General features: G+C 71.0%; 16 protein-coding genes and 2 pseudogenes. 5 read left to right on the forward strand and 13 right to left on the reverse strand.

The annotated features are described in order from the left end of the window. Positions 1 to 9: 9 nt before the first annotated feature. From ABZS97_RS08510 to bldG, 3 genes are all read right to left on the reverse strand, one after another. A complete protein-coding gene (locus ABZS97_RS08510) occupies positions 10 to 2,415 on the reverse strand; it encodes a sodium-translocating pyrophosphatase (protein ID WP_356135072.1) in 2,406 nt (801 codons plus the stop codon). A 377-nt stretch (positions 2,416 to 2,792) separates the two neighbouring features. Further along, complete coding sequence (locus ABZS97_RS08515; protein WP_356135074.1) at positions 2,793 to 3,233, reverse strand: ATP-binding protein; 441 nt, start codon at positions 3,231 to 3,233, stop codon at positions 2,793 to 2,795. Positions 3,234 to 3,361: 128 nt separating this feature from the next. After that, the gene (gene bldG / locus ABZS97_RS08520) at positions 3,362 to 3,703 is read right to left on the reverse strand and encodes an anti-sigma factor antagonist BldG (RefSeq protein ID WP_003975386.1); all 342 of its coding nucleotides are present in this window, start codon (positions 3,701 to 3,703) and stop codon (positions 3,362 to 3,364) included. 79 nt (positions 3,704 to 3,782) lie between these two features. Between bldG and ABZS97_RS08525 the strand changes: the two genes are divergently transcribed. Then, positions 3,783 to 6,236 carry a DEAD/DEAH box helicase gene (locus ABZS97_RS08525; RefSeq protein ID WP_356135076.1) on the forward strand — a complete coding sequence of 818 codons (2,454 nt, stop codon included), beginning with the start codon at positions 3,783 to 3,785 and terminating at the stop codon, positions 6,234 to 6,236. Here the strand turns inward: ABZS97_RS08525 and ABZS97_RS08530 are convergent. The 7 genes and pseudogenes from ABZS97_RS08530 to ssd form a co-directional block, all read right to left on the reverse strand. After that, positions 6,202 to 6,624 (reverse strand): annotated as a pseudogene (locus ABZS97_RS08530) (Rv3654c family TadE-like protein); the annotation flags it as partial. The gene ABZS97_RS08525 and the pseudogene ABZS97_RS08530 overlap by 35 nt on opposite strands. An 83-nt stretch (positions 6,625 to 6,707) precedes the next feature. After that, entirely contained in the window at positions 6,708 to 7,061 is a 354-nt protein-coding gene (locus ABZS97_RS08535) for a TadE family type IV pilus minor pilin (protein ID WP_356135116.1), read from the reverse strand. 43 nt (positions 7,062 to 7,104) lie between these two features. Further along, complete coding sequence (locus tag ABZS97_RS08540) at positions 7,105 to 7,314, reverse strand: DUF4244 domain-containing protein (protein WP_356135078.1); 210 nt, start codon at positions 7,312 to 7,314, stop codon at positions 7,105 to 7,107. 74 nt (positions 7,315 to 7,388) lie between these two features. Beyond that, positions 7,389 to 8,171, reverse strand: coding sequence for a type II secretion system F family protein (locus ABZS97_RS08545; RefSeq protein ID WP_356135080.1), 783 nt, complete (start codon positions 8,169 to 8,171; stop codon positions 7,389 to 7,391). Further along, positions 8,168 to 9,031, reverse strand: a complete 864-nt coding sequence (locus tag ABZS97_RS08550) for a type II secretion system F family protein (protein WP_356135082.1) — start codon at positions 9,029 to 9,031, stop codon at positions 8,168 to 8,170. Before ABZS97_RS08550 ends, ABZS97_RS08545 begins: the two co-directional genes overlap by 4 nt. Positions 9,032 to 9,079: 48 nt before the next feature. Then, a complete protein-coding gene (locus ABZS97_RS08555) occupies positions 9,080 to 10,282 on the reverse strand; it encodes a TadA family conjugal transfer-associated ATPase (RefSeq protein ID WP_356135084.1) in 1,203 nt (400 codons plus the stop codon). After that, positions 10,279 to 11,373 carry a septum site-determining protein Ssd gene (gene ssd / locus ABZS97_RS08560; protein ID WP_356135086.1) on the reverse strand — a complete coding sequence of 365 codons (1,095 nt, stop codon included), beginning with the start codon at positions 11,371 to 11,373 and terminating at the stop codon, positions 10,279 to 10,281. Before ssd ends, ABZS97_RS08555 begins: the two co-directional genes overlap by 4 nt. A gap of 559 nt (positions 11,374 to 11,932) precedes the next feature. Between ssd and ABZS97_RS08565 the strand changes: the two genes are divergently transcribed. Further along, positions 11,933 to 12,778 (forward strand): HAD-IB family hydrolase, encoded by an 846-nt coding sequence (locus ABZS97_RS08565; RefSeq protein WP_356135088.1) that lies wholly within the window; start codon positions 11,933 to 11,935, stop codon positions 12,776 to 12,778. 379 nt (positions 12,779 to 13,157) lie between these two features. Here the strand turns inward: ABZS97_RS08565 and ABZS97_RS08570 are convergent, their stop codons facing one another. Further along, positions 13,158 to 13,982 carry an oxidoreductase gene (locus ABZS97_RS08570; RefSeq protein WP_356135090.1) on the reverse strand — a complete coding sequence of 275 codons (825 nt, stop codon included), beginning with the start codon at positions 13,980 to 13,982 and terminating at the stop codon, positions 13,158 to 13,160. A gap of 100 nt (positions 13,983 to 14,082) precedes the next feature. On the opposite strand from ABZS97_RS08570, the gene ABZS97_RS08575 reads away from it, so the two are divergent. After that, positions 14,083 to 15,063, forward strand: coding sequence for an ATP-binding protein (locus ABZS97_RS08575; protein WP_356135092.1), 981 nt, complete (start codon positions 14,083 to 14,085; stop codon positions 15,061 to 15,063). 72 nt (positions 15,064 to 15,135) lie between these two features. On the opposite strand, the gene ABZS97_RS08580 is transcribed toward ABZS97_RS08575, so the two are convergent. Beyond that, positions 15,136 to 16,434, reverse strand: a complete 1,299-nt coding sequence (locus ABZS97_RS08580; RefSeq protein WP_356135094.1) for a hypothetical protein — start codon at positions 16,432 to 16,434, stop codon at positions 15,136 to 15,138. A gap of 337 nt (positions 16,435 to 16,771) precedes the next feature. Between ABZS97_RS08580 and ABZS97_RS08585 the strand changes: the two genes are divergently transcribed. Further along, positions 16,772 to 19,183, forward strand: a complete 2,412-nt coding sequence (locus ABZS97_RS08585; RefSeq protein WP_356135096.1) for a SulP family inorganic anion transporter — start codon at positions 16,772 to 16,774, stop codon at positions 19,181 to 19,183. A gap of 407 nt (positions 19,184 to 19,590) precedes the next feature. Here ABZS97_RS08585 and ABZS97_RS08590 read toward each other — a convergent pair. Then, positions 19,591 to 19,931: pseudogene (locus tag ABZS97_RS08590) on the reverse strand (sigma factor-like helix-turn-helix DNA-binding protein). A gap of 322 nt (positions 19,932 to 20,253) precedes the next feature. Here ABZS97_RS08590 and acs point away from each other — a divergent pair. Continuing rightward, a complete protein-coding gene (acs, locus tag ABZS97_RS08595; RefSeq protein WP_356135098.1) occupies positions 20,254 to 22,254 on the forward strand; it encodes an acetate--CoA ligase in 2,001 nt (666 codons plus the stop codon). Positions 22,255 to 22,295 lie beyond the last annotated feature (41 nt).

Consider the following 22,295-nt stretch of genomic DNA (forward strand, 5'->3'; position numbering starts at 1 on the left):
GTCCTGGTGCTACGAAACCACCGCAGGATCCGCCGACTTGGCCACCCGCTCGGAGTTGCCTTCGTCACCCACGGCGATCCCGCGCCGCTTGGACACGTACACCGCGCCCACGATCACGCCGATCGAGACCACCGCGATCAGAATCCGCAGCCCCACGTTCTTGTCGTCGCCGTACGAGAACTTGACGACCGCGGGTGCGATCAGCAGCGCCACCAGGTTCATCACCTTCAGCAGCGGGTTGATCGCGGGTCCGGCGGTGTCCTTGAAGGGGTCGCCGACGGTGTCACCGATCACCGTCGCGGCGTGGGCCTCACTGCCCTTGCCGCCGTGGTGACCGTCCTCGACGAGCTTCTTCGCGTTGTCCCACGCACCGCCGGAGTTGGCGAGGAAGACCGCCATCAGCGTGCCGGTGCCGATCGCGCCCGCCAGATACGAGCCGAGCGCGCCGACGCCGAGGCTGAAGCCGATGGCGATGGGCGCCATGACGGCGAGCAGACCCGGGGTGGCCAGCTCCCGCAGGGCGTCCTTGGTGCAGATGTCCACGACCCGCCCGTACTCGGGCTTCTCCGTGTAGTCCATGATCCCGGGGTGCTCGCGGAACTGCCGCCGCACCTCGTAGACCACGGCCCCGGCGGACCGCGAGACCGCGTTGATCGCCAGCCCCGAGAAGAGGAAGACGACTGCCGCGCCCGCGATGAGACCGACCAGGTTGTTGGGCTGGGAGATGTCCATCATCAGGTTCATCGGCGCACCCGGTCCGGAGACCTTCTCGCCCACGTCGTGCGCGGCCGTGGTGATCGCGTCCCGGTAGGAGCCGAAGAGCGCCGAGGCCGCGAGGACGGCCGTGGCGATGGCGATGCCCTTGGTGATGGCCTTCGTGGTGTTGCCCACGGCGTCCAGGTCGGTGAGCACCTGCGCGCCCGCGCCCTCGACGTCGCCGGACATCTCGGCGATGCCCTGCGCGTTGTCGGAGACCGGACCGAAGGTGTCCATGGCGACGATGACACCGACCGTGGTGAGCAGGCCGGTACCGGCCAGGGCCACCGCGAACAGCGCCAGCATGATGGACGTGCCGCCGAGCAGGAACGCCCCGTACACGCCGAGGCCGATCAACAGGGCGGTGTAGACGGCCGATTCGAGTCCGATCGAGATACCGGCGAGGACGACGGTGGCCGCGCCGGTGAGCGAACTCTTGCCGATGTCCCGTACGGGACGACGGCTGGTCTCGGTGAAGTAGCCGGTGAGCTGCTGGATCAGCGCGGCCAGGACGATGCCGATCGCGACGGCGACGAGTGCGAGGATCCGCGGGTCGCCGTCCCTGGCCTTGATCGCCGCGTCCGTGACCCCGTCCAGTTCGGCGTAGGTGGACGGCAGGTAGCTGTAGACCGCCACGGCCACCAGCCCGAGCGAGATCACCGCGGAGATGAAGAAGCCGCGGTTGATGGCGCTCATCCCGCTGCGGTCGGTCCGGCGCGGAGCGACCGCGAAGATGCCGATCATCGCGGTGAGTACGCCGATCGCGGGAACGATCAGCGGGAACGCGAGCCCGGAGTCGCCGAACGCCGCCTTGCCGAGGATCAGCGCGGCGACGAGCGTCACGGCGTACGACTCGAAGAGGTCGGCCGCCATGCCGGCGCAGTCACCGACGTTGTCGCCCACGTTGTCGGCGATGGTCGCGGCGTTGCGCGGGTCGTCCTCCGGGATGCCCTGCTCGACCTTGCCGACCAGGTCGGCGCCGACGTCGGCCGCCTTGGTGAAGATGCCGCCGCCGACACGCATGAACATGGCGATCAGCGCGGCACCGAGGCCGAATCCTTCGAGCACCTTCGGCGCGTCGGCCGCGTACACCAGCACCACACACGAGGCGCCCAGCAGACCGAGCCCCACCGTGAACATGCCGACGACGCCGCCCGTGCGGAAAGCGATCTTCATGGCTTTGTGCGAGACGGTGGTGAGATCCTTTTCGGGCTCACCCTCCGCCGGAGTCGCTTCCCTTGCCGCGGCGGCCACGCGGACATTGGTCCGTACGGCGAGCCACATACCGATATAGCCGGTTGTCGCGGAGAACACCGCGCCGATCAAGAAGAAGATCGATCGGCCGGCCCGCTGATTCCAGTCGTCCGCCGGCAGCAGCATGAGCAGGAAGAACACCACGACGGCGAATACGCCGAGGGTGCGCAGCTGGCGCATCAGATAGGCGTTGGCGCCTTCCTGAACCGCCCCCGCGATCTCCTTCATGCTGTCGGTGCCCTCGCCGGCCGCGAGTACCTGCCGTACGAGGACCCCGGCGACCGCGAGGGCCGCGAGGGCCACGACACCGATGATCATCACGATGACCCGGTTGTCGTCGGTCAGTACTGCGGCTGCGAAGGTTGTGGGATGGTCAAACTGCTGAGGGGTAGAAAGCCCCGCCATTCGTCCTCCTTGACGCCTGTGCTGAGCTCAAGATGTGGACGGATTGTAGGTACCGGAACCTGATCAAAACAGTGCGCGGTAAACGGAATTAGCCTTCACATGCTCTTCAGCAAATGATCCACGGGCAACGATGGGGCTCGAAAGAGCTAATGCCTCAAAGGCGTTGACGCTTGATCCAATTATCGCGTGATTGATCGTGAATTCATTCACGAATTGCTCTGTTTACTCTGTGTGACCACAGTACGGCCCGGCACTGACAGCGGGGACCGGCGGAGCGGAGGCCGCCGGGACATGCCGAAGGGCCCTACCGAGTAGGGCCCTTCGGGTGAGACATGTCGCGGCACAAGGCCGCTGTCGGGGGAGACGCGAGGCTGCTGTCAGGGAAGAACCGTGGCCGGCGGCGTGGTGGGCCAGCTCATCCTGATCAGCCCGCCGTTCTCACCGGCGGTGACCTCCACGTCGTCGACGAGGCCGCTGATGACGGCGAGGCCCATCTCGTCCTCGTCGCTCTCCACGTCCGCGTCGCCGCCGTCACGGGCTCCCGGAGCGTTGTGCCCGGGGGCCGCGCGCGGTGCTTCGTCGCCGACCTCGATGGAGAACTGCTTCTCCTCCTCGATCAGCGTCACCCGCACCGGCGCCGACGTACCGCTGTTCTGGTGCAGTCCGACGGCGCGGGTACAGGCCTCGCCCACGGCGAGTCTGACCTCGTCGAGTACGGCCTCGTCCACTCCGGCCCTGCGCGCCACCGCTGCCGCCACCAGTCGGGCGGTCCTGACGTGCTCGGGCAGCGCGCTGAAGCGGAGTTCAACGGTGGCCATGCATCCCCCTCAGAACTTCGGGCGTGCTGTCGGAGGGCCGGGCCGCCGAGGCCCGGTCCCCCCACGTTGGTTCGGCCGTCATGGGCGCGCGACTTCTGCCGATCTTCGGCTCGCGGCCCGGTGACGGGTCAGTCGGTGGCCGCCACCGCTTCCTCGACCGAGGTGTGGATCGGGAACACCTTGGTGAGACCGGTGATGCGGAAGATCTTCAGAATGCGCTCCTGGTTGCAGACCAGGCGCAACGAGCCCTCATGGGCACGCACACGCTTCAGGCCGCCGACCAGCACGCCGAGCCCGGTGGAGTCGAGGAAGTCGACGCCCTCCATGTCGACGACGAGGTGGAAACTCCCGTCGTTGACCAGCTCGACCAGCTGCTCACGCAACTTGGGCGCGGTATATACGTCGATTTCGCCACCGACCTCGACGACCGTACGATCGCCGACGGTACGGGTCGACAGGGACAGGTCCACGGATCCTCCAGCACCTTGCTATCGAGCGGTCGCCCCTCAGGACACCTCGGCGGAGCCCTTGGGACGTTCGCCAGCCGCGATGGCATTCAATCACTTACCGGCAGGCGTGCACGACGCCTTGGCTCCATTGTCCGTCACGCCAGTGACAGACTCGATGCCGATGGCCAAGAATCACCGATCCGATCGACCCTCGACGGACACCGCTTCCCGCCCCTCGCCGGGCACGGTCCTGGACCGGCTCGCCTCGGGACCGAGCCGGGCTTCGCGCATCACTCATACGGAGCACTTGCCCCCGCGAGAGGGCCGCCATGCCGTCTGGCCGGACCGGATCCGTCCAGAGGTGATCGCGGCCGTGCAGAGCGCGGGCATCGAGCATCCATGGGCCCACCAGGCCCTGGCCGCCGAGCACGCCCTGGACGGCGACTCGGTGGTCGTCGCCACGGGCACCGCCTCCGGCAAGTCCCTGGCCTATCTCGTACCGGTGCTGTCGTCTCTGCTGGACGGGTCCGAGGCGCCCAACGGCCGCGGGGCCACCGCGCTGTACCTGGCGCCGACCAAGGCTCTCGCGGCCGACCAGTGCCGGTCGGTGAAGGAACTTTCACAACCTCTCGGCCATGCCGTGCGCGCCGCGGTCTACGACGGCGACACCCCCGTCGAGGAGCGTGAATGGGTACGTCAGTACGCCAATTACGTCCTGACCAACCCCGACATGCTGCACCGCGGCATATTGCCCGCCCACCCCCGCTGGTCCTCCTTCCTGCGCTCCCTGCGCTACGTCGTCATCGACGAGTGCCACACCTACCGAGGCGTCTTCGGCTCCCACGTCGCCCAGGTCCTGCGCCGACTGCGGCGCCTCTGTGCCCGTTACGGCGCCTCCCCGGTCTTCCTGCTGGCCTCCGCGACCGCCGCCGAGCCGTCGGTGGCCGCCGGCCGCCTCACCGGCCTCCCGGTGGTGGAGGTCGCGGACGACGCCTCCCCGCGCGGTGAACTGGTGTTCGCCCTCTGGGAGCCCCCGCTCACCGAACTGCACGGCGAGAAGGGCGCGCCGGTGCGACGCACGGCAACCGCCGAGACCGCCGACCTGCTGACGGACCTCGCCCTCCAGGGCGTGCGCTCGGTGGCCTTCGTACGGTCCCGGCGCGGGGCCGAGCTGATCGCGGTGATCGCCCAGGAACGGCTCGCCGAGGTCGACCGCTCACTGGCCCGGCGTGTCGCCGCCTACCGCGGCGGCTACCTCCCCGAGGAACGCCGCGCCCTCGAACGCGCCCTGCACTCCGGCGAACTCCTCGGCCTCGCCGCCACCACCGCCCTCGAACTCGGCGTCGACGTCTCCGGGTTGGACGCCGTCGTCATCGCCGGCTATCCGGGCACGCGCGCCTCGCTGTGGCAGCAGGCGGGCCGGGCCGGACGCTCGGGCCAAGGGGCTCTCGCCGTCCTGGTCGCCCGCGACGACCCGCTGGACACCTTCCTCGTCCACCACCCCGAGGCCCTCTTCGACCAGCCCGTGGAATCCACCGTCCTCGACCCCGACAACCCGTACGTCCTCGCCCCGCACCTGTGTGCGGCAGCCGCGGAAATGCCTCTGGTCGACGAGGACCTGGCCCTGTTCGGCCCGTCCACCGAGGAGTTGCTTCCGCAGCTGGAGGCCGCGAAGCTGCTGCGCCGACGCACCAAGGCCTGGCACTGGACACGCCGGGAGCGGGCCGCGGACCTGACGGACATCCGCGGTGAGGGCGGCCGTCCCGTCCAGGTCGTCGAGGCCGGTACCGGGCGGCTGCTCGGCACGGTCGACGCGGGTTCCTCGCACACCAGCGTCCACGAGGGCGCGGTCCATCTCCACCAGGGCCGCACGTACCTGGTGCGAACGCTGGATCTGGAGGACTCCGTCGCGCTGGTCGAGGAGGCCAACCCGCCGTATTCGACGGTCGCCCGCGACACGACCGCCATCTCCGTCCTGGAGACGGACGTCGAAGTCCCCTGGGGCCAGGGCCGGTTGTGCTACGGCTCCGTCGAGGTCACCAACCAGGTCGTCTCCTTCCTGCGCCGCAAGCTCATCACCGGCGAAGTGCTCGGCGAATCGAAACTCGATCTCCCTCCTCGTACGCTGCGCACCCGCGCCGTGTGGTGGACCGTCACCGAGGACCAGCTGGACGCGGCCCGGATCAACCCGGAGATCCTCGGCGGCGCCCTGCACGCCGCCGAGCACGCGTCCATCGGCATGCTCCCGCTGTTCGCCACCTGCGACCGCTGGGACATCGGCGGCGTCTCCATCCCGCTGCACCCGGACACCCTCCTGCCCACGGTCTTCGTCTACGACGGCCACCCGGGCGGCGCGGGCTTCGCGGAACGCGCCTTCCACACCGCCCGCTCCTGGCTCACCGCCACCCGCCAGGCCATCGCCTCGTGCGAGTGCGATGCCGGCTGCCCGTCCTGCATCCAGTCCCCCAAGTGCGGCAACGGCAACGATCCCCTCCACAAACGAGGCGCCGTACGCCTCCTCACGGAACTCCTGCGGGAGGCACCGGAGGGCTGACCGACCGAGCTTGCGGAGCCGCCTCGGCCTCCGGGGCCGTCACCGCTCCCGGGTCCGGGACGGCCGGCCCGGCGGGTCCCGCCCTCGATCGGACCTCGGCGGCGAACGGGCCCCGGCCCGACGCCGCCCTCACGTCCGAGGTCTCGCCCTCGATCGCGCACCGAACGAGCCGGGCCCCCTGCGCCCGTGCCACCCGCCCCGCCCGGGCACAGGCCACCACTTCTCCGTCCGCCCAGTGGTCCGCCGCCGCGAGCGCCGCCAGGTCGGCCGCCCCCGCGGCACGGTGCCGGACCACCACGGCCTGCCCCATGGCCAGCACGGCCCCGAAGACCACGCACAGCACCGCGATCGCGCCCACGACCCAGACGGTCGCCGAGCCTCTGTCCGAGCCGAACTTCCCCCTGTCGGCGCCGGGTTCCTCCCCACGTGCCCTGAACTCCGGCCTCCCGCAGCCCGGTTCCCCACCTCCCGTCATCCCCCGCTCACCCCCACCGTCTCCTCCGCCAAGGCCACGGCTTCGTCGCTCAGTTCCAGGGTGAGCGCGTCGGGGCCCGGCGCATGGGCCATGACGCGGACCCGGACCAGGTCGCCCTCCCGGCTCACCACGACGCGCGCGCCGCGCGGTGCGGCTCGGCGGGCCGTGGCCAGGACCGCGTCGGGCGGGTCCTGGCGGGCGGCCGCGCGGGCGCCCGCTCTGGCCGCGTCCACGCACTGGATCTGCGCGGACGCGGCGAGCAGGGCCCAGATCAACGCCATCGCCACGGCGACCAGGGCAGGCAGCACCACCGCGGCCTCGGCGGTCACGAACCCGCCGTCCCCGTACAGGTTCCGACCGCGACCAGCTGCCCTCCGCCCGCGTCCGGGCCCCTCACATCTGGACACTGAGCGCCCGCTCCACGATGCCCTGCAACTGGTCGCTGACCTGCCCGCTCGTCAGCACCTTGTAGAGCACCGCCGCGAACCCGACCGCCGCGATGATCCCCACCGCGTACTCGGAGGTGACCATGCCCGCATCCCTCCGTGCCAGGCCGCCCATCCACGCCCACACCCACGCCCGTACTCGTACCGCCTTGTTCATCTCAACCCCCGTAAGGTTCAGCACTTTTGATCGTGTTTCGCTCGGTCCCCTGATCGCTCAGCTGTCCCGGTCGCTCACCGCCCACCTCCGCCCAACACACCGTCCGCCAGCCCGATCACCACGGGCAGTACGCCGATCGCGAGGAACGCGGGCAGGAAGCACAGCCCCACCGGGGCGGTGACCAGGACGGCCGCCCGGCGGGCCCGCTCCGTGGCCGTGCGCCCCCATGCGGCGCGGGCCTCCGCGGCCTGCCGAGCGACGGGCCCCGCGGCCGGTACGCCCGACTCGCCAGCCCGTTCCAGCAATCGCGCCAGCGGTCCGGCACCCGGTATCGACGCGAGCCTCCGCCACGCCTCGGCCGGTTCGCCCCCGAGCCGTACCTCCGCCGCGCCCCGCGCAAGCCGCTCCCCGACCGGCCCTCCCAAGGCCTCGCCGACGGCCTGGGCGGCCACGACAGGACCCGCGCCGGCCGCGATGCAGGCGGCCACCAGATCGGCGGCAAGGGGAAGTTGACGGGCGGCCTGCGCCGCGTCGTACTCCTCCACAGGGGCGGGCCGCCGACGCTGCCACCATCTGATGCCGAGCCCGGCCGCCAGGCCCACCAGAATCCCGGCAAAGCCCCCGAGCAGCACCCAGCCGGCACACACCGCACCCGTCAGCGGCAGCCACCGCCGTGCCAGGCCCCGCGCCTCGAAGTGCCGTCCCGCGGGCGCCGCGATCTCCGAGGCCAGCAGCTCGGCCAGCCGCCTGCGTACCCTCCGCTCACGCCTGGCCGCCAGAAGCGACTGCACCAGCCACCCGAGCGTCGACGCCCCGCACACCACCGCCCCCAGCCTGTGGACAACTTCCGCGCTCATGCCGCCTCCGCTCCTCGCACGATGCGCAGCGCCCACCACAGCCCGACGGCCTCCAGCACTCCACCGACCAGCAGACAGCCGAGTCCGGCGCCGGTGTGCAGCAACACGTGCAGCGGGTCGGCGCCCAGCGCGGTGCCCAGCAGGAGCCCCAGCACCGGCAGCCCGGCGAGCATCACCGTCGTCGACCTGGATCCGGCCAACTGGGCACGCAGGTCGGCGTGCTGATCCCGCTCGGCGCGCAACGCCCCCTCCAGCCGGTCGAGTCCCGCCGCCAGGCCCGCGCCCCGGTCCACGGCCACGCGCCAGCACGCCGCGAGCCCCACCAGCCCGTCGGCTCCCGGCTGCCGTGCCGCATCGATGAGCGCACCCGGCACATCCCCGCCGAACCGTGCCGCCGCCAGCACCACCGCCTGCGCCTCGCCGAGCCCGCCCGAGTCACGCGCGGCCCGGAGCAGTGCCTCGCCCGGCTGCCGCCCGGCCCGGACCTCTCCGGCGAGCGCCCCGCACAGGGCGATCACGGCGTCCGAGCGTCGCTCACGCTCACGTCGCGCCTCCCCGGCCAGGCGCACCCGCCTCAGCAGCGGCACCCCGGCAGCGCCGGCAAGCAGCGGCAGCACGGACGCGCCCAGCAGTGCGATCACCGCTCCGACGGCCAGGCTCCAGCCTTCGGCCCGCAGCCGCCCGCGCAGTCGCCGCCATCCGGCGAGCGCCCGCTCCCCGGGCGGCCCGGTGGCCACCACCCCGCTGCCCGCGAGCACCAGCCGCGCCCTGCGCACCCCCGACCCCCGCCCGCCCATCAGACAGGCCGCAGCCCCGGCGCACGCCATCGCCGCCCCCACCGACATGTCACCGATCGCCATCACGTCCCCCGTCCGCGTCCCGGCCCGCATCCCGGCCCTCAACCCCCGTCACCGTTCCCCGCTCCCTTCGCTTCCGTTCCGGAGCAGCCCCTGCAGCCGCTCCCACCCCCGCTCGCGGGCGAAGGCCTCCGCACCCCACCGCAACGCGGGCACCGTCACCACCAACCCGGAGGGATCCCGTTCCAGTACGTGCACCTCGGCGATCCGCCGCCGCCCGGCCCGGTCCCGTACGAGATGCAGGACCACCGACAGAGCGGCCGCCAACTGGCTGTGCAGGGCGGCCCGGTCGAGCCCGGCGGCCGTGCCCAGCGCTTCCAGCCGGGCCGGCACCTGCGCCGCCGCGTTCGCGTGAACCGTGCCCGAGCCGCCCTCGTGGCCCGTATTGAGCGCGGCCAGCAGGGAGACGACCTCGGGCCCGCGGACCTCGCCGACGACCAGTCGGTCCGGTCTCATGCGCAGGGCCTGACGCACCAGGTCCTGCAGGGCGACGAGCCCGGCGCCCTCCTGATTGGCGGGCCGCCCTTCCAGACGCACCACGTGGGGGTGGTCCGGGCGCAGCTCCGCGGAGTCCTCGGCCAGCACGATCCGCTCGCCCGGCCCGACGAGCCCCAGCAACGCGCTGAGCAGGGTCGTCTTGCCGCTCCCGGTCCCTCCGCTGATCAGGAACGACAGCCGGGCGTCCAACAGGGCTCTGAGCACCCGGTCCCCGCCGGGCGGAACCGTGCCCGCCGCCACCAGCTCGTCCAGGGTGAACGCCCGCGGCCGTACGACCCGCAGCGACAGACAGGTGGAGCCGACGGCGACCGGTGGCAGCACCGCGTGCAGGCGCGTCCCGTCCGGCAGCCGTGCGTCCACCCAGGGCCGGGCGTCGTCGAGCCGGCGCCCGGCCACGGCCGCGAGGCGCTGCGCGAGCCGTCGTACCGCTGCCGCGTCCGCGAAGGAGACGGCCGTCAGCTCCAGGCCCCCGCCCCGGTCCACCCACACCCGGTCCGGTGCGGAGACCAGCACGTCGGTCACCGACGGGTCGGCGAGCAGCGGTTCCAGGGGGCCGCTGCCGACGAGTTCCGAGCGCAATCGCTGGGCCTCGCCGAGGACTTCGGCGTCCCCGAGCACTCTTCCCTGCTCGCGCAGTGCCTGCGCCACGCGCGCGGGTGTCGGCTCGCAGCCGCTCTCGGCGAGCCACTGCCGTACGCCGTCGAGCAGGCCCGCGCCGCAGTCCATGCCCGCCGCGATGTCCCACCGCCCGGTCATACGCCACCCGCCTCGGTCAGCGCCCGCTCCCAGAAGGCCGCGCAGAACCGGCCGAGCGGTCCCCGCGCCGCTCCCCCGGGTGGCACGCCGCCGTCCGGCATCGGTGGTTCGACGGGCACTTCGCCGACCAGCGGCAGCCCGAGCAGCCGTCCCACCTCTCGGTCGTCCAGGCCCGGCGTGCCGGGGCCGCGCACCACGACCCGCAGGTCGCGCAGGACCATGCCGACCGCGGACGCCACCCGTTTGGCCGCCGCGACCGCGCGCAGCTCGGCGGGGACCACCAACAAACCGACGTCCAGTTGGGCGAGGGCCTCGGCGACGCCTTCGTCGATCCGGCGCGGCAGGTCGACGACCACGGCCCCGCCGCGTCGTCTGGCGGCGGCCAGGACCGCGCGTACGGCCTGGGGCGGGACGGTGACGCTGTCGCCGCGGTCCCAGCTCAGCACCCGCAGCGCGTGCAACTCGGGCAGGGACTCCTCCAGGGCTCCGCCGCCGACCCGCCCTCGTGAGGCGGCGAAAGCCGGCCAGCGCAGGCCTTCGGCGGCCTCTCCGCCCAGCAGTACGTCGAGTCCGCCGCCCAGCGGATCCGCGTCCACGAGCAGGGTGCGACGTCCCTCGCGCGCGGAGGTGACGGCGAGCGCGCAGGCGAGCGTGGAGGCTCCGGCGCCGCCGCGGCCGCCGATCACTCCGACGGTGAGCGCGGGCCTGCCGACGCCTTCGGCCACGTCCGCGATCCGGTCGACCAGCCACTGCTCGCCGTCCGGAAGCATCAGGACATGGTCCGCGCCGATCTCGACGGCCCGCCGCCAGACACCGGAATCGTCCTGATCCCGCCCGACCAGCACCACCCCGCGGCGGCGCGTCGCGCCGCGCACACGTCGGGCGGCGTCGTCGCCGACCAGGACGAGGGGCGCCGACTCCCAGCTCCCTCTGCGTTCCGGAATCCCGTGGTGGACCTCCGGCCTGGCGCCCGCCGCCGCGCACAGGCGGAGCAGGTCATCGAGGAGTTCGGCGTCCTCCGTGACGATCAACGGTCCGCCCTGCCGCCCTTCGGCGGCGGCCGGCCGGCCGTGTGTGATGGCTCCCGCCATGATCTCCAGCCCCCTTCGCTGCTTCTTGCGCGAAGCCCCCTGGGACCCCGCGATTCCCGCTCGTGTGAAGAACCGGCAACCGGCCTCCATATGAACGGCCGATACGAACCGGCCATACGCGCCGACAAACGGAACCGGTCATGAAGTCGCCGTGAGCCGGACGCGCTGCAATCACGGTGCAGCGATCGCGGAAATCGTGTGGATCTTGGTCGATAACTGTGGACAACTCAGCGGCTGTGAATATCGCCCTCACCCATACCGGTGACCCCTGTGCGACTTCCACAGAGCAGCGCGATGGCTACACACAGTGACGAGTCATGCACAAGGGAGGACCAGGTCGAGGTACTGGCGATGTGGCTTCGAGGCCGCGCAGAAGAGGGGAAAAACCCATCCGGACATGCGACGACCCCCGCCGGGGGGGAGAGCGGGGGTCGTCCCCACGGTCCGACTCGGGGGGGGAGGAGCCAGACCGGGTTAGCACGGTCGCGAACGATCCGTGACTTCCATGGTGTACCCGAGAGCCCTCTCAGGCAAACCCACGCGCCACACACTACGCCGAATGGTGGGCGCCTATGCTCGGCTCGTGGAAAACCACTCCTTGCCTCGCACAGCAGCCTTCTTTGACCTGGACAAGACGGTCATTGCGAAGTCGAGCACGCTCACGTTCAGCAAGTCGTTCTACCAAGGCGGGCTGATCAACCGCAGGGCGGCCTTGCGTACCGCATATGCCCAGTTCGTGTTCCTCGCGGGCGGCGCCGACCACGACCAGATGGAGCGGATGCGCAAGTACCTGTCCGCACTGTGCCGCGGCTGGAACGTCCAGCAGGTCAAGGAGATCGTCGCCGAGACGCTGCACGACCTGATCGACCCGATCATCTACGACGAGGCGGCGTCCCTCATCGAGGAGCACCACATCGCCGGACGGGACGTCGTGATCGTGTCCACGTCCGGGGCCGAGGTCGTCGAGCCGATCGGTGAACTCCTCGGCGCGGACCGCGTGGTGGCGACGCGGATGATCGTGGGCGACGACGGCTGCTTCACCGGGGAGGTGGAGTACTACGCGTACGGACCGACGAAGGCCGAGGCGGTCAAGGAGCTGGCGGCGTCGGAGGGATACGACCTCTCGCGCTGCTATGCCTACAGCGACTCCGCGACCGACATCCCGATGCTGGCGTCCGTCGGCCACCCCCACGCGGTCAATCCGGACCGGGCGCTGCGGCGCGAGGCCATCGCCCGCTCATGGCCGATTCTGGACTTCCACCGTCCGGTCCGGCTGAAGCAACGGATTCCCACGCTGTCCGTGCCGCCCCGTCCGGCGCTCGTCGCGGCGGCGGCCGTCGGAGCGGCGGCGGCCACCGCGGGGCTCGTCTGGTACGCGAGTCGGCGTCGGGCAATCGTCACTTGATCTGCCCTGTGAACTGGCCACACCGCAGATAAGCCCGAATCAAGCCCATTTGAACCTAAAAGTAAAGAACTGCGGCCAGGGGTTCCACTTCCTCCGAAGCTGGAGTACAAAGGGGTTAACGGCCCGCGAGACCAAGGACATCCGAGAGGATCACCTTTAAACGCAACCAAGGCCCCACGGACCGAGCATGAACACCAGGCACCCACGCGACGTCGACCCGTCGATTACGGGCCAGCCGCACCAGGTAACGGGCAGCAGTTCCCGACCTGATGGGCAATATTTCGAGGACGCTTGGTAACCCGGTGAACATGCCAGCGGCGGTACGAGAATTCGTACCGCCGCAACCCTTTTCCGGCCCTTGATTCACTGGCAGGCGGTGTTACGCCGCCCCGCGCTGAAGCGCCTCGCACACGGCCGTCGATTCCCGGGCACCCAGTTCAACCGCCCTGCCGCAGTGGGCGATCCAGGCGGCCATTCCCTCCGGGGTGCCGGAGGCATAGCCCTCCAGTGCGGCCGCATAGGCGGCGCGGCCGAGTTCCGCGTGGCCGACTTCCGCCGGGCACACCGACTTCGGGTCGAGGCCGCTGCCGACCAGGACGATTCGCTCGGCCGCACGGGCGACCAGGCCGTTGTGCGCGCCGAAGGGACGCAGCGCGAGCAGCTCGCCGTGGACCACGGCCGCCGTCACCAGAGCGGGCGCCGACCCTCCGGCGATGATCAGCTGGGAGAGGCCTTCGAGGCGTCCGGCGACCTCGGTCGCGTCGGGCAGCGGCAGCTCCACGAGCGGCTCGTCGACCGGCTCGCCGTGCCGGCGCGGGCGGCCGACCGTGTCCCCGTTGTCCGCGGCGGCCACCAGATGCAGCCGGGCCAGCACACGCAGGGGCGACTGCCGCCAGATCGAGAGCAGTTGGCCCGCCTCGGCGGCCAGCCTGAGGGAGGCGCCGACAACGCGGGCCTCGTCGTCACCACTGAAGTCGGTGCGTCGGCGCACCTCTTCCAGGGCCCAGTCGGCACCGGACAACGCCGCGGAGCCGCGGGCACCGCGCAGCGCCGCCTCGGAGGTGATCTCGTTGCTGCGGCGCCGCATGATCCGGTGCCCGTAGACGCGGTCCACGGCCTTGCGCACGGACTCCACGGAATCGGCCACCCCGGGCAGCGAGCCCAGGGCCGCGAGCGGATCGGCGGACGCACCTGTCGTACTCATGAGTACGACATTACGCACACCGGCGCCGCCCTCCCCGAAGGAGTGGTGTTCTTCACGTCCACGCGCGCGTGGACGCCCCTCGCGCACTATCTTACTGAACATGAAAATTGCTTTCGTTGGGAAGGGCGGCAGCGGCAAGACCACCCTGTCCTCGCTCTTCGTCCGCCATCTGGCGGCCACCGGATCGCCGGTCGTCGCGGTGGACGCGGACATCAACCAGCACTTGGGGGCCGCGCTCGGCCTCGACGAGACGGAGGCCGCCGCACTGCCCGCCATGGGCGCACGGCTGCCGCTGATCAAGGACTACCTGCGCGGCTCCAATCCGCGTATCGCCTCCGCCGAGACGATGATCAAGACAACTCCGCCCGGCGAGGGTTCACGGCTGCTGCGGGTGTCCGAGTCCAATCCGGTGTACGACGCCTGCGCGCGGCCGGTGGAACTCGACGGCGGCGCCGTCCGTTTGATGGTCACCGGCCCTTTCACCGACGCGGACCTCGGGGTCGCCTGCTACCACTCCAAGACGGGAGCGGTGGAGCTGTGCCTGAACCACCTGGTCGACGGCCCCGGTGAGTACGTGGTGGTCGACATGACGGCGGGTTCCGACTCCTTCGCCTCCGGCATGTTCACCCGCTTCGACATCACGTTCCTCGTCGCCGAGCCGACCCGGAAGGGGGTCTCCGTCTATCGCCAGTACAAGGAGTACGCCCGCGACTTCGGGGTCGTCCTGAAGGTCGTCGGCAACAAGGTGCAGGGCCAGGACGACCTCGACTTCCTCCGCGCCGAAGTCGGGGACGACCTGCTCGTGACGGTCGGGCACTCGGACTGGGTGCGCGCCATGGAGAAGGGCCGGCCGCCCCGGTTCGAGCTCCTGGAGGACACCAACCGCCGCGCCCTGCGTCTGCTGCGAACGGCCGCCGACGCGACGTACGAGCTGCGCGACTGGGAGCGCTACACGCGCCAGATGGTGCACTTCCACCTGAAGAACGCGAGCAGTTGGGGCAACGAGAAGACCGGTGCCGACCTGGCCGCGCAGGTCGACCCCGGTTTCGTCCTCGGCGAGCAGCTGCCGCTGCCTGCCTGACCCCGTCCTCGGCGAGCGGGTGACCGCCGCCGCGTGAGCGACGGCGGTGCCCGGTCGCGGTGTGCGTCCCGGTTACGGCTTGGCGGCCGGAGCTCCCGGGACGCCCTTCGGCGCCGGGGCGGGACGGCCCGAGAGGAACGACGCCCAGCCCGTCTTCGGCGCCTCACCGACGTTCAACGTGCTCAGCTTCTCCAGGGTCGCCGGGTCCTGGGCGTCCAGCCAGTCGGCGAGCTGGTGGAAGGAGACGCAGCGCACCTCGGACTTGGTGCAGACGCGCTCGATGACCTCCTGGACGGCGCGCATGTAGTTGCCGCCGTTCCAGGACTCGAAGTGGTTGCCGATGATCAGGGGCGCGCGGTTGCCGTCGTAGGCGCGCTGGAAGCCCTTGAGCAGGCCGTCACGCATCTGGTCGCCCCAGTACTCCTGCTTGCCGGGGTCGCCCTGGGTCGCGGTGCCGGACTGGTTCACCATGAAGTTGTAGTCCATGGTGAGCGTCTCGAAGGCGCGGCCGGGGACCGGGACGAGCTGCATCGACAGATCCCACAGGCCCTCCTTCTTGTTGGGCCAGATCTGGTTGTTGACGCCGCTGGAGTCGTAGCGGAAGCCCAGTTGGCGGGCCGCCTTCATGAAGTTCTTCTGGCCCTCCAGACAGGGCGTGCGGGCGCCGATGAGTTCCTTCTCGTAGTCGAAGGGCAGCGGGGAGGCCTTCTTCATGGCCGCGTTCGTCTTCCAGGACTTCACGAACCCCTTCGCCTGGGCGATCTCGCTCTTCCACTCCGCGACCGACCACTCACCGACGCCGCCTCCGCTGCCGCAGAAGTGACCGTTGAAGTGCGTGCCGACCTCGTTGCCCTCCAGCCACGCGCCGCGCAGCTGCTTCACGGTGTCGCCGATGCCCTGCTCGTCGTTGAAGCCGATGTCGGAGCGGCCGGGCGAGTGCTCCGGCGGCCGGTACAGATCGCGCTTCTCCTCCGGCAGCATGTACACGCCGCTCAGGAAGTACGTCATGGTCGCCCGGTTGGCCTTGGCGACCTCGCGGAAGTGCGAGAAGAGCTTCTGGCCGTCCTCGCCGGCGCCGTCCCAGGAGAAGACCACGAACTGCGGGGGCTTTTGGCCGGGCTTCAGCCGTACGGGCCTGGGCAGGTGCGGCTGCGCCCCGGTGTACGAGGTGGAGCCGTCGCCGATCAGGCGGACCGCGCTCTTGGGTGCGGCGGCCCCCGGCGCCTTCTTCGCGCCGTGCGCACCTTGCTTGGTACCGGTGGAACCACTGGACTCATGGGAGCCAGTGGTTCCCGACGCGCAACCGGCGAGCGCCGTGGCACAGGCCGCGGCGAGTGCTACGCCCGCGGCGATCCTCTGGGTGGCGGCCATCTTCCGCCCACCTTCTTCCTTCGGTCCGGGCAACGCTGATGAGGGCGTTCTGGGGTGATGTGCAGCGATGTGTCGACAGCGCCGCCAAGGTGGCACGGGACCGAGAATGAACAAATACGACAAGCCGATCAAAAGCTCGCTTCACCCTGGAGAGTGATTTACTGCCCTATTTGCCACAAATCTCCGCACAGAGCCTTTACTCTGCATTACGATCCGTTTACCGAGCGTTGAGATATCCCGCCGCTGCACGCCGTGACCCACGGCCGCGACCCGACCCCCCGCCATCGACGGGGAGCCCCTGTTCCGCGACCGCGCTGCCCCGGAGGAGACGGGAACCATGTCCGCCTGCGTCCCCACCCGCGCCACCGACCCGAGTCGGCAGGAGCGCATCCACCAGCCCCACAGCCCCCCGCCGGCTCCGCCCCGCCGATTCCGTGTCGCGGGCGCAGATCTGTCGGCCTCGATCGCGGTCTTCCTGATCGCCCTGCCGCTGTCCCTCGGCATCGCCCTCGCCACCGGCGCACCGCTCCAGGCGGGGCTCGTCGCCGCCGCCGTCGGCGGACTCGTCGCCGGACGGCTCGGCGGCTCACCGCTCCAGGTGAGCGGCCCCGCCGCCGGCCTCACAGTCGTCACCGCCGAGCTCATCCACCACTACGGATGGCGTGCGACGTGCGCCATCACCGTCCTCGCCGGGTTCGCCCAGCTGGGTCTGGGCTGCCTGCGCGTTGCCCGTACGGCGCTCGCCGTCAGTCCCGCGATCGTGCACGGCATGCTCGCCGGCATCGGTGTGACCATCGCCGTCGCCCAGCTGCACATCGTGCTGGGCGGCACCCCGCAGAGTTCCGTTCTCGACAACCTCCGCGCGCTGCCCGCCCAGTTGGCTCACCTGCATCCCGCCGCGGCGGCGATGAGCGCGCTGACCCTGACGCTGCTGCTCGTCTGGCCGCGGATCCCCGGACGCGTGGGGCGGGTGCTGCGCAAGGTGCCGGCCGCGCTCGTCGCCGTCGCCGGGGCCACGGCGACCGCCTCGCTCGCCGGGCTGACTCTGCCCAGGGTCGACCTGCCGTCCTGGAGCAGTCACGCCCTGGCAGGTATGCCCGAGGGGCCCGTGCTCGGGATCGCCGCCGCCGTCCTGACCATCACCCTGGTGTGCAGCGTGCAGTCGCTGCTCGGCGCCGTCGCCGTGGACAAGCTGGCGGCCAAACGGCCGGAACTGCAGGGCCGGGTCAGCCGTTCGAACCTCGACCGGGAGCTGCTCGGCCAGGGCGCCGCCAACATCGTCTCCGGGGCGCTGGGCGGGCTGCCGGTCGCCGGGGTCGCCGTACGGAGTTCCGCGAATGTGCGGGCCGGTGCGGTGAGCCGGAACTCCACGATGCTGCACGGCGTTTGGGTAGTAGTTGCCGCGCTGCTGATGGTCCCCGCCCTGGAGCTGATCCCGCTCGCCTCGCTCGCCGCCCTGGTGATGGCCGTCGGTATCCAGATGGTGTCCCTGCACCACATCCGCACGGTCACCCGCCACCGCGAGGTCCTGGTCTACGCCGTCACCACACTCGGCGTCGTGTTCCTCGGAGTTCTCGAGGGTGTGGCACTGGGAGTCGCCGTGGCCGTCGGCGTCGCCCTGAACCGCCTGGCCCATACGCGCATCACGCACGAGGAGAGAGAGGGAGTCCATTACGTACGTGTACGAGGGCAGTTGACGTTCCTCGCGGTGCCACGGCTCAGCCGTGTACTGCACCAGGTGCCCCAAGGGGTCGACGCTGTCGTGGAGTTGGACGGCTCGTTCATGGACCACGCCGCGTACGAATCGCTGCAGGACTGGCAGAGCGCCCACCTCGCGCAGGGTGGCGCGGCCGAGGTGGCCGGGCGTGCCGGATCGCGGATCGCCGAACCGGCGGGTTCGTCCCATTGCCGCTGCCGGCCATGGACACCCTGGCGCAACCACCACTGCGAGGGCCCGCAATCCGCGCCGACCGGCTTCGGCGACTCTTCGGACGAGCCCGGCCGGACGCCCGCCGCCTCCTCCTCCGGACCGAGTGGGCTGAGCGGGCCGAGTGGGCATCAACTGGCGCGCGGCATCAGCGCGTTCCAGCGCAACACCGCTCCCCTGGTCCGCGGTGAGCTGGCCCGGCTCGCGCGGGAGGGACAGCGGCCGTCGCAGCTCTTCCTGACCTGCGCCGACTCCCGGCTCGTCACCTCGATGATCACCTCCAGTGGTCCGGGCGACCTCTTCGTCGTACGCAATGTGGGCAATCTCGTTCCTCCCCCGACCAACGCCGGGACGTGCTGCCCCCAGCCCGGCGAGGAGAGCGGGGACGACTCGGTGGCGGCGGCGATCGAGTACGCGGTGGACGTGCTGCAGGTGCGGTCCATCACGGTGTGCGGGCACTCCGGGTGCGGGGCGATGCAGGCCCTGCTGAACACGGAACCCGGCGGGGCGCAGACGCCGCTCAAGCGGTGGCTGCGGCACGGGCTGCCGAGCCTGGAGCGGATGGCCGCCGAGGACCGGCCCTGGGCACGGCTGGCCGGACGGGCGCCCGCCGACGCGGTGGAGCAGCTCTGTCTGACCAACGTGGTGCAGCAGTTGGAGCATCTGCGGGCACACGAGTCCGTGGCGCGGGCCCTGCGGGAGGGGGCGCTGGAGCTGCACGGGATGTACTTCCACGTGGGTGAGGCGCAGGCGTATCTGCTGGCCGAGACGGCCGGAGACGGTGTGTTCGACCACGTGGGGGCGGCGGACCTGTCCGCGTGATCGCGGTGTCGGGTGTGCGGCCCCGGTGTACGGGGTCGCACCGCAGGGGACCCGGACGGGCTTCGGCGCGTGACGTGGACACCCTCGGCGCGCAGGCGTTGCGCCAGGCGGCACTGGACATCCGGGCCGATCCCGATCCGCGTGAGAGTGGGCGTGACACTGCCGTCCGCGTGGCGCTCCACCGCGTATGCGGGTGAGTCGGCCGGTGTAACCCGGCACGAGCACCACGGCGAGCGCGACCTCGGCGCAGGCCCCCGCGGCCGGCGCGTGCCCTGGGCGGCGTGACCAGGCGGCGCCTCGCAGCGGGCCGCACCGCAGCTTCGGCCCCCTCGGCCCGGCTGGTCTCGCGCAGCTCGATCTCGTGCTAAAGCTCGGCCGGCAGTTGGTCCTTGAACGTGGTCTCGTGTTCATGCCTCTCCCCCGGTGGCGTACGACAGTGGTGCGTCCGGCGTGTGCGCGGTCGACGAGTCGGCGTCCGCGCGCAGTGCCTTGCGGGCCCGGTGCAGTCGGACCCGGGCGGTGACCTGGCGGATGCCGAGCGCGGCGGCCGCCTCCGTGAGAGTGAGCTGGTCGACCGTGATCAGTTCCAGCAGGGCTCGTTCGCCGTCCGGGAGGCGGGCGAGGGCCGCGCATGCGCGGCGGCCGGCCGGTAGGTGTCGGCGGAGTCCAGGACCGCGAGGAGGATCTCGGCGGTCAGGTCGGCGGCGGTGTGCGGGTCGTCGACACGCCGGGCGACGAAACGTGTCACGGCGTCGACATGGCGCCGGTAGAACTGTTCGAAGAGCTGTGGATCACGTGCCGCGGCGGCGGGACCGGCCCCGTATCCGTTCCACTCGGTGTCTCCCTCGCTTCAGGGGTACTTCGCCAGTACCAGTACTTGGGCCTGGACCCGGGAAGCGTTACCGGGTGAACCCGGCGGACCGACGGCACGTGGCTGTGTACGTACCTCTGCAGGTGTCTCGGAGGGGCACCACGGCCCCGTGGAGACTTGTGGAGTCACCATCGAGTCTCATAGGTCTAAACCAATTTCAGGTCGGCCCTTGTCACCGGACCCTCCGGTCTGATGAGCTGTGGCCTGGGACACAACGGACACCCTGGGAAAGGGAGATGTCGTGAGCAACGAAAGCCTGGCCAACCTGCTGAAGGAAGAGCGCAGGTTCGCGCCGCCCGCCGACGTGGCCGCAGACGCCAATGTCACCGCGGAGGCGTATGAGCAGGCCAAGGCTGACAGGCTCGGCTTCTGGGCCGAGCAGGCCCGCCGGCTGACCTGGGCCACCGAGCCGACCGAGACGCTGGACTGGTCGAACCCGCCGTTCGCCAAGTGGTTCGCCGACGGGAAGCTGAACGTCGCGTACAACTGCGTGGACCGCCATGTGGAAGCCGGCAACGGCGACCGGGTCGCGATCCACTTCGAGGGTGAGCCGGGCGACAGCCGGGCCATCACCTACGCCGAGCTCAAGGACGAGGTCTCCAGGGCAGCCAACGCCCTGACCGAGCTGGGCGTGCAGCAGGGCGACCGCGTCGCCGTATACCTGCCGATGATCCCCGAGGCCGTCGTCGCGATGCTCGCGTGCGCCCGTATCGGCGCCGCGCACTCCGTCGTCTTCGGCGGGTTCTCCGCGGACGCGATCGCGACCCGCATCGAGGACGCCGACGCCAAGGTCGTCATCACCGCGGACGGCGGCTACCGGCGCGGCAAGCCCGCCGCGCTCAAGCCCGCCGTCGACGACGCGCTGAACCGGGTCGACCGGGTCGAGCACGTCCTCGTCGTACGCCGCACCGGGCAGGAGGTCGCCTGGACCGAGGGCCGCGACGTGTGGTGGCACGAGATCACCGAGCGGCAGCCGGCCGAGCACACGCCGCAGGCGTTCGACGCCGAGCAGCCGCTGTTCATCCTCTACACGTCCGGGACGACGGGGAAGCCGAAGGGCATCCTGCACACCTCGGGCGGCTACCTGACACAGGCCGCGTACACCCACCACGCCGTCTTCGACCTCAAGCCGGAGACCGACGTCTACTGGTGCACGGCCGACATCGGCTGGGTGACCGGGCACTCGTACATCACGTACGGGCCGCTCGCGAACGGCGCCACGCAGGTCATGTACGAGGGCACGCCGGACACCCCTCACCAGGGGCGGTTCTGGGAGATCGTGCAGAAGTACGGGGTCACCATCCTGTACACGGCGCCGACCGCGATCCGTACGTTCATGAAGTGGGGCGACGACATCCCCGCGAAGTTCGACCTCAGCAGCCTCAGGGTGCTCGGGTCCGTGGGCGAGCCGATCAACCCCGAGGCGTGGATCTGGTACCGCAAGCACATCGGCGCGGACCGTACGCCGATCGTCGACACGTGGTGGCAGACCGAGACCGGCGCGATGATGATCTCGCCGCTGCCGGGCGTGACGGAGACCAAGCCGGGCTCCGCGCAGCGGGCGCTGCCGGGCATCTCCGCGACCGTCGTCGACGACGAGGCACGCGAAGTGCCCGACGGCGGTGGCGGTTACCTCGTGCTGACCGAGCCGTGGCCGTCGATGCTGCGCACGATCTGGGGCGACGACCAGCGGTTCCTCGACACGTACTGGTCGCGGTTCGAAGGCAAGTACTTCGCCGGGGACGGGGCCAAGAAGGACGAGGACGGGGACATCTGGCTCCTCGGGCGCGTCGACGACGTGATGCTGGTGTCCGGGCACAACATCTCGACGACCGAGGTCGAGTCGGCGCTCGTCTCGCATCCGTCGGTCGCCGAGGCCGCCGTGGTCGGGGCCGCCGACGAGACGACCGGGCAGGCCATCGTCGCCTTCGTCATCCTGCGCGGGACGGCTTCCGCCGACGACGAGGGGCTGGTCGCCGACCTGCGCAACCACGTCGGTACGACGCTGGGGCCGATCGCCAAGCCCAAGCGGGTGCTGCCGGTGGCGGAGCTGCCCAAGACCCGGTCCGGGAAGATCATGCGGCGGCTGCTGCGCGACGTCGCCGAGAACCGGGAGCTCGGGGACGTCACGACGCTCACGGACTCCACGGTGATGGACCTCATCCAGGCGAAGCTGCCCGCGGCGCCCAGCGAGGACTGAGGGCTCACGCACACAGAGGTGCCCGGGGTGAGCAACAGACC

This window comes from Streptomyces sp. NPDC005485 (genome assembly GCF_040606085.1).
GTDB lineage: Bacteria > Actinomycetota > Actinomycetes > Streptomycetales > Streptomycetaceae > Streptomyces.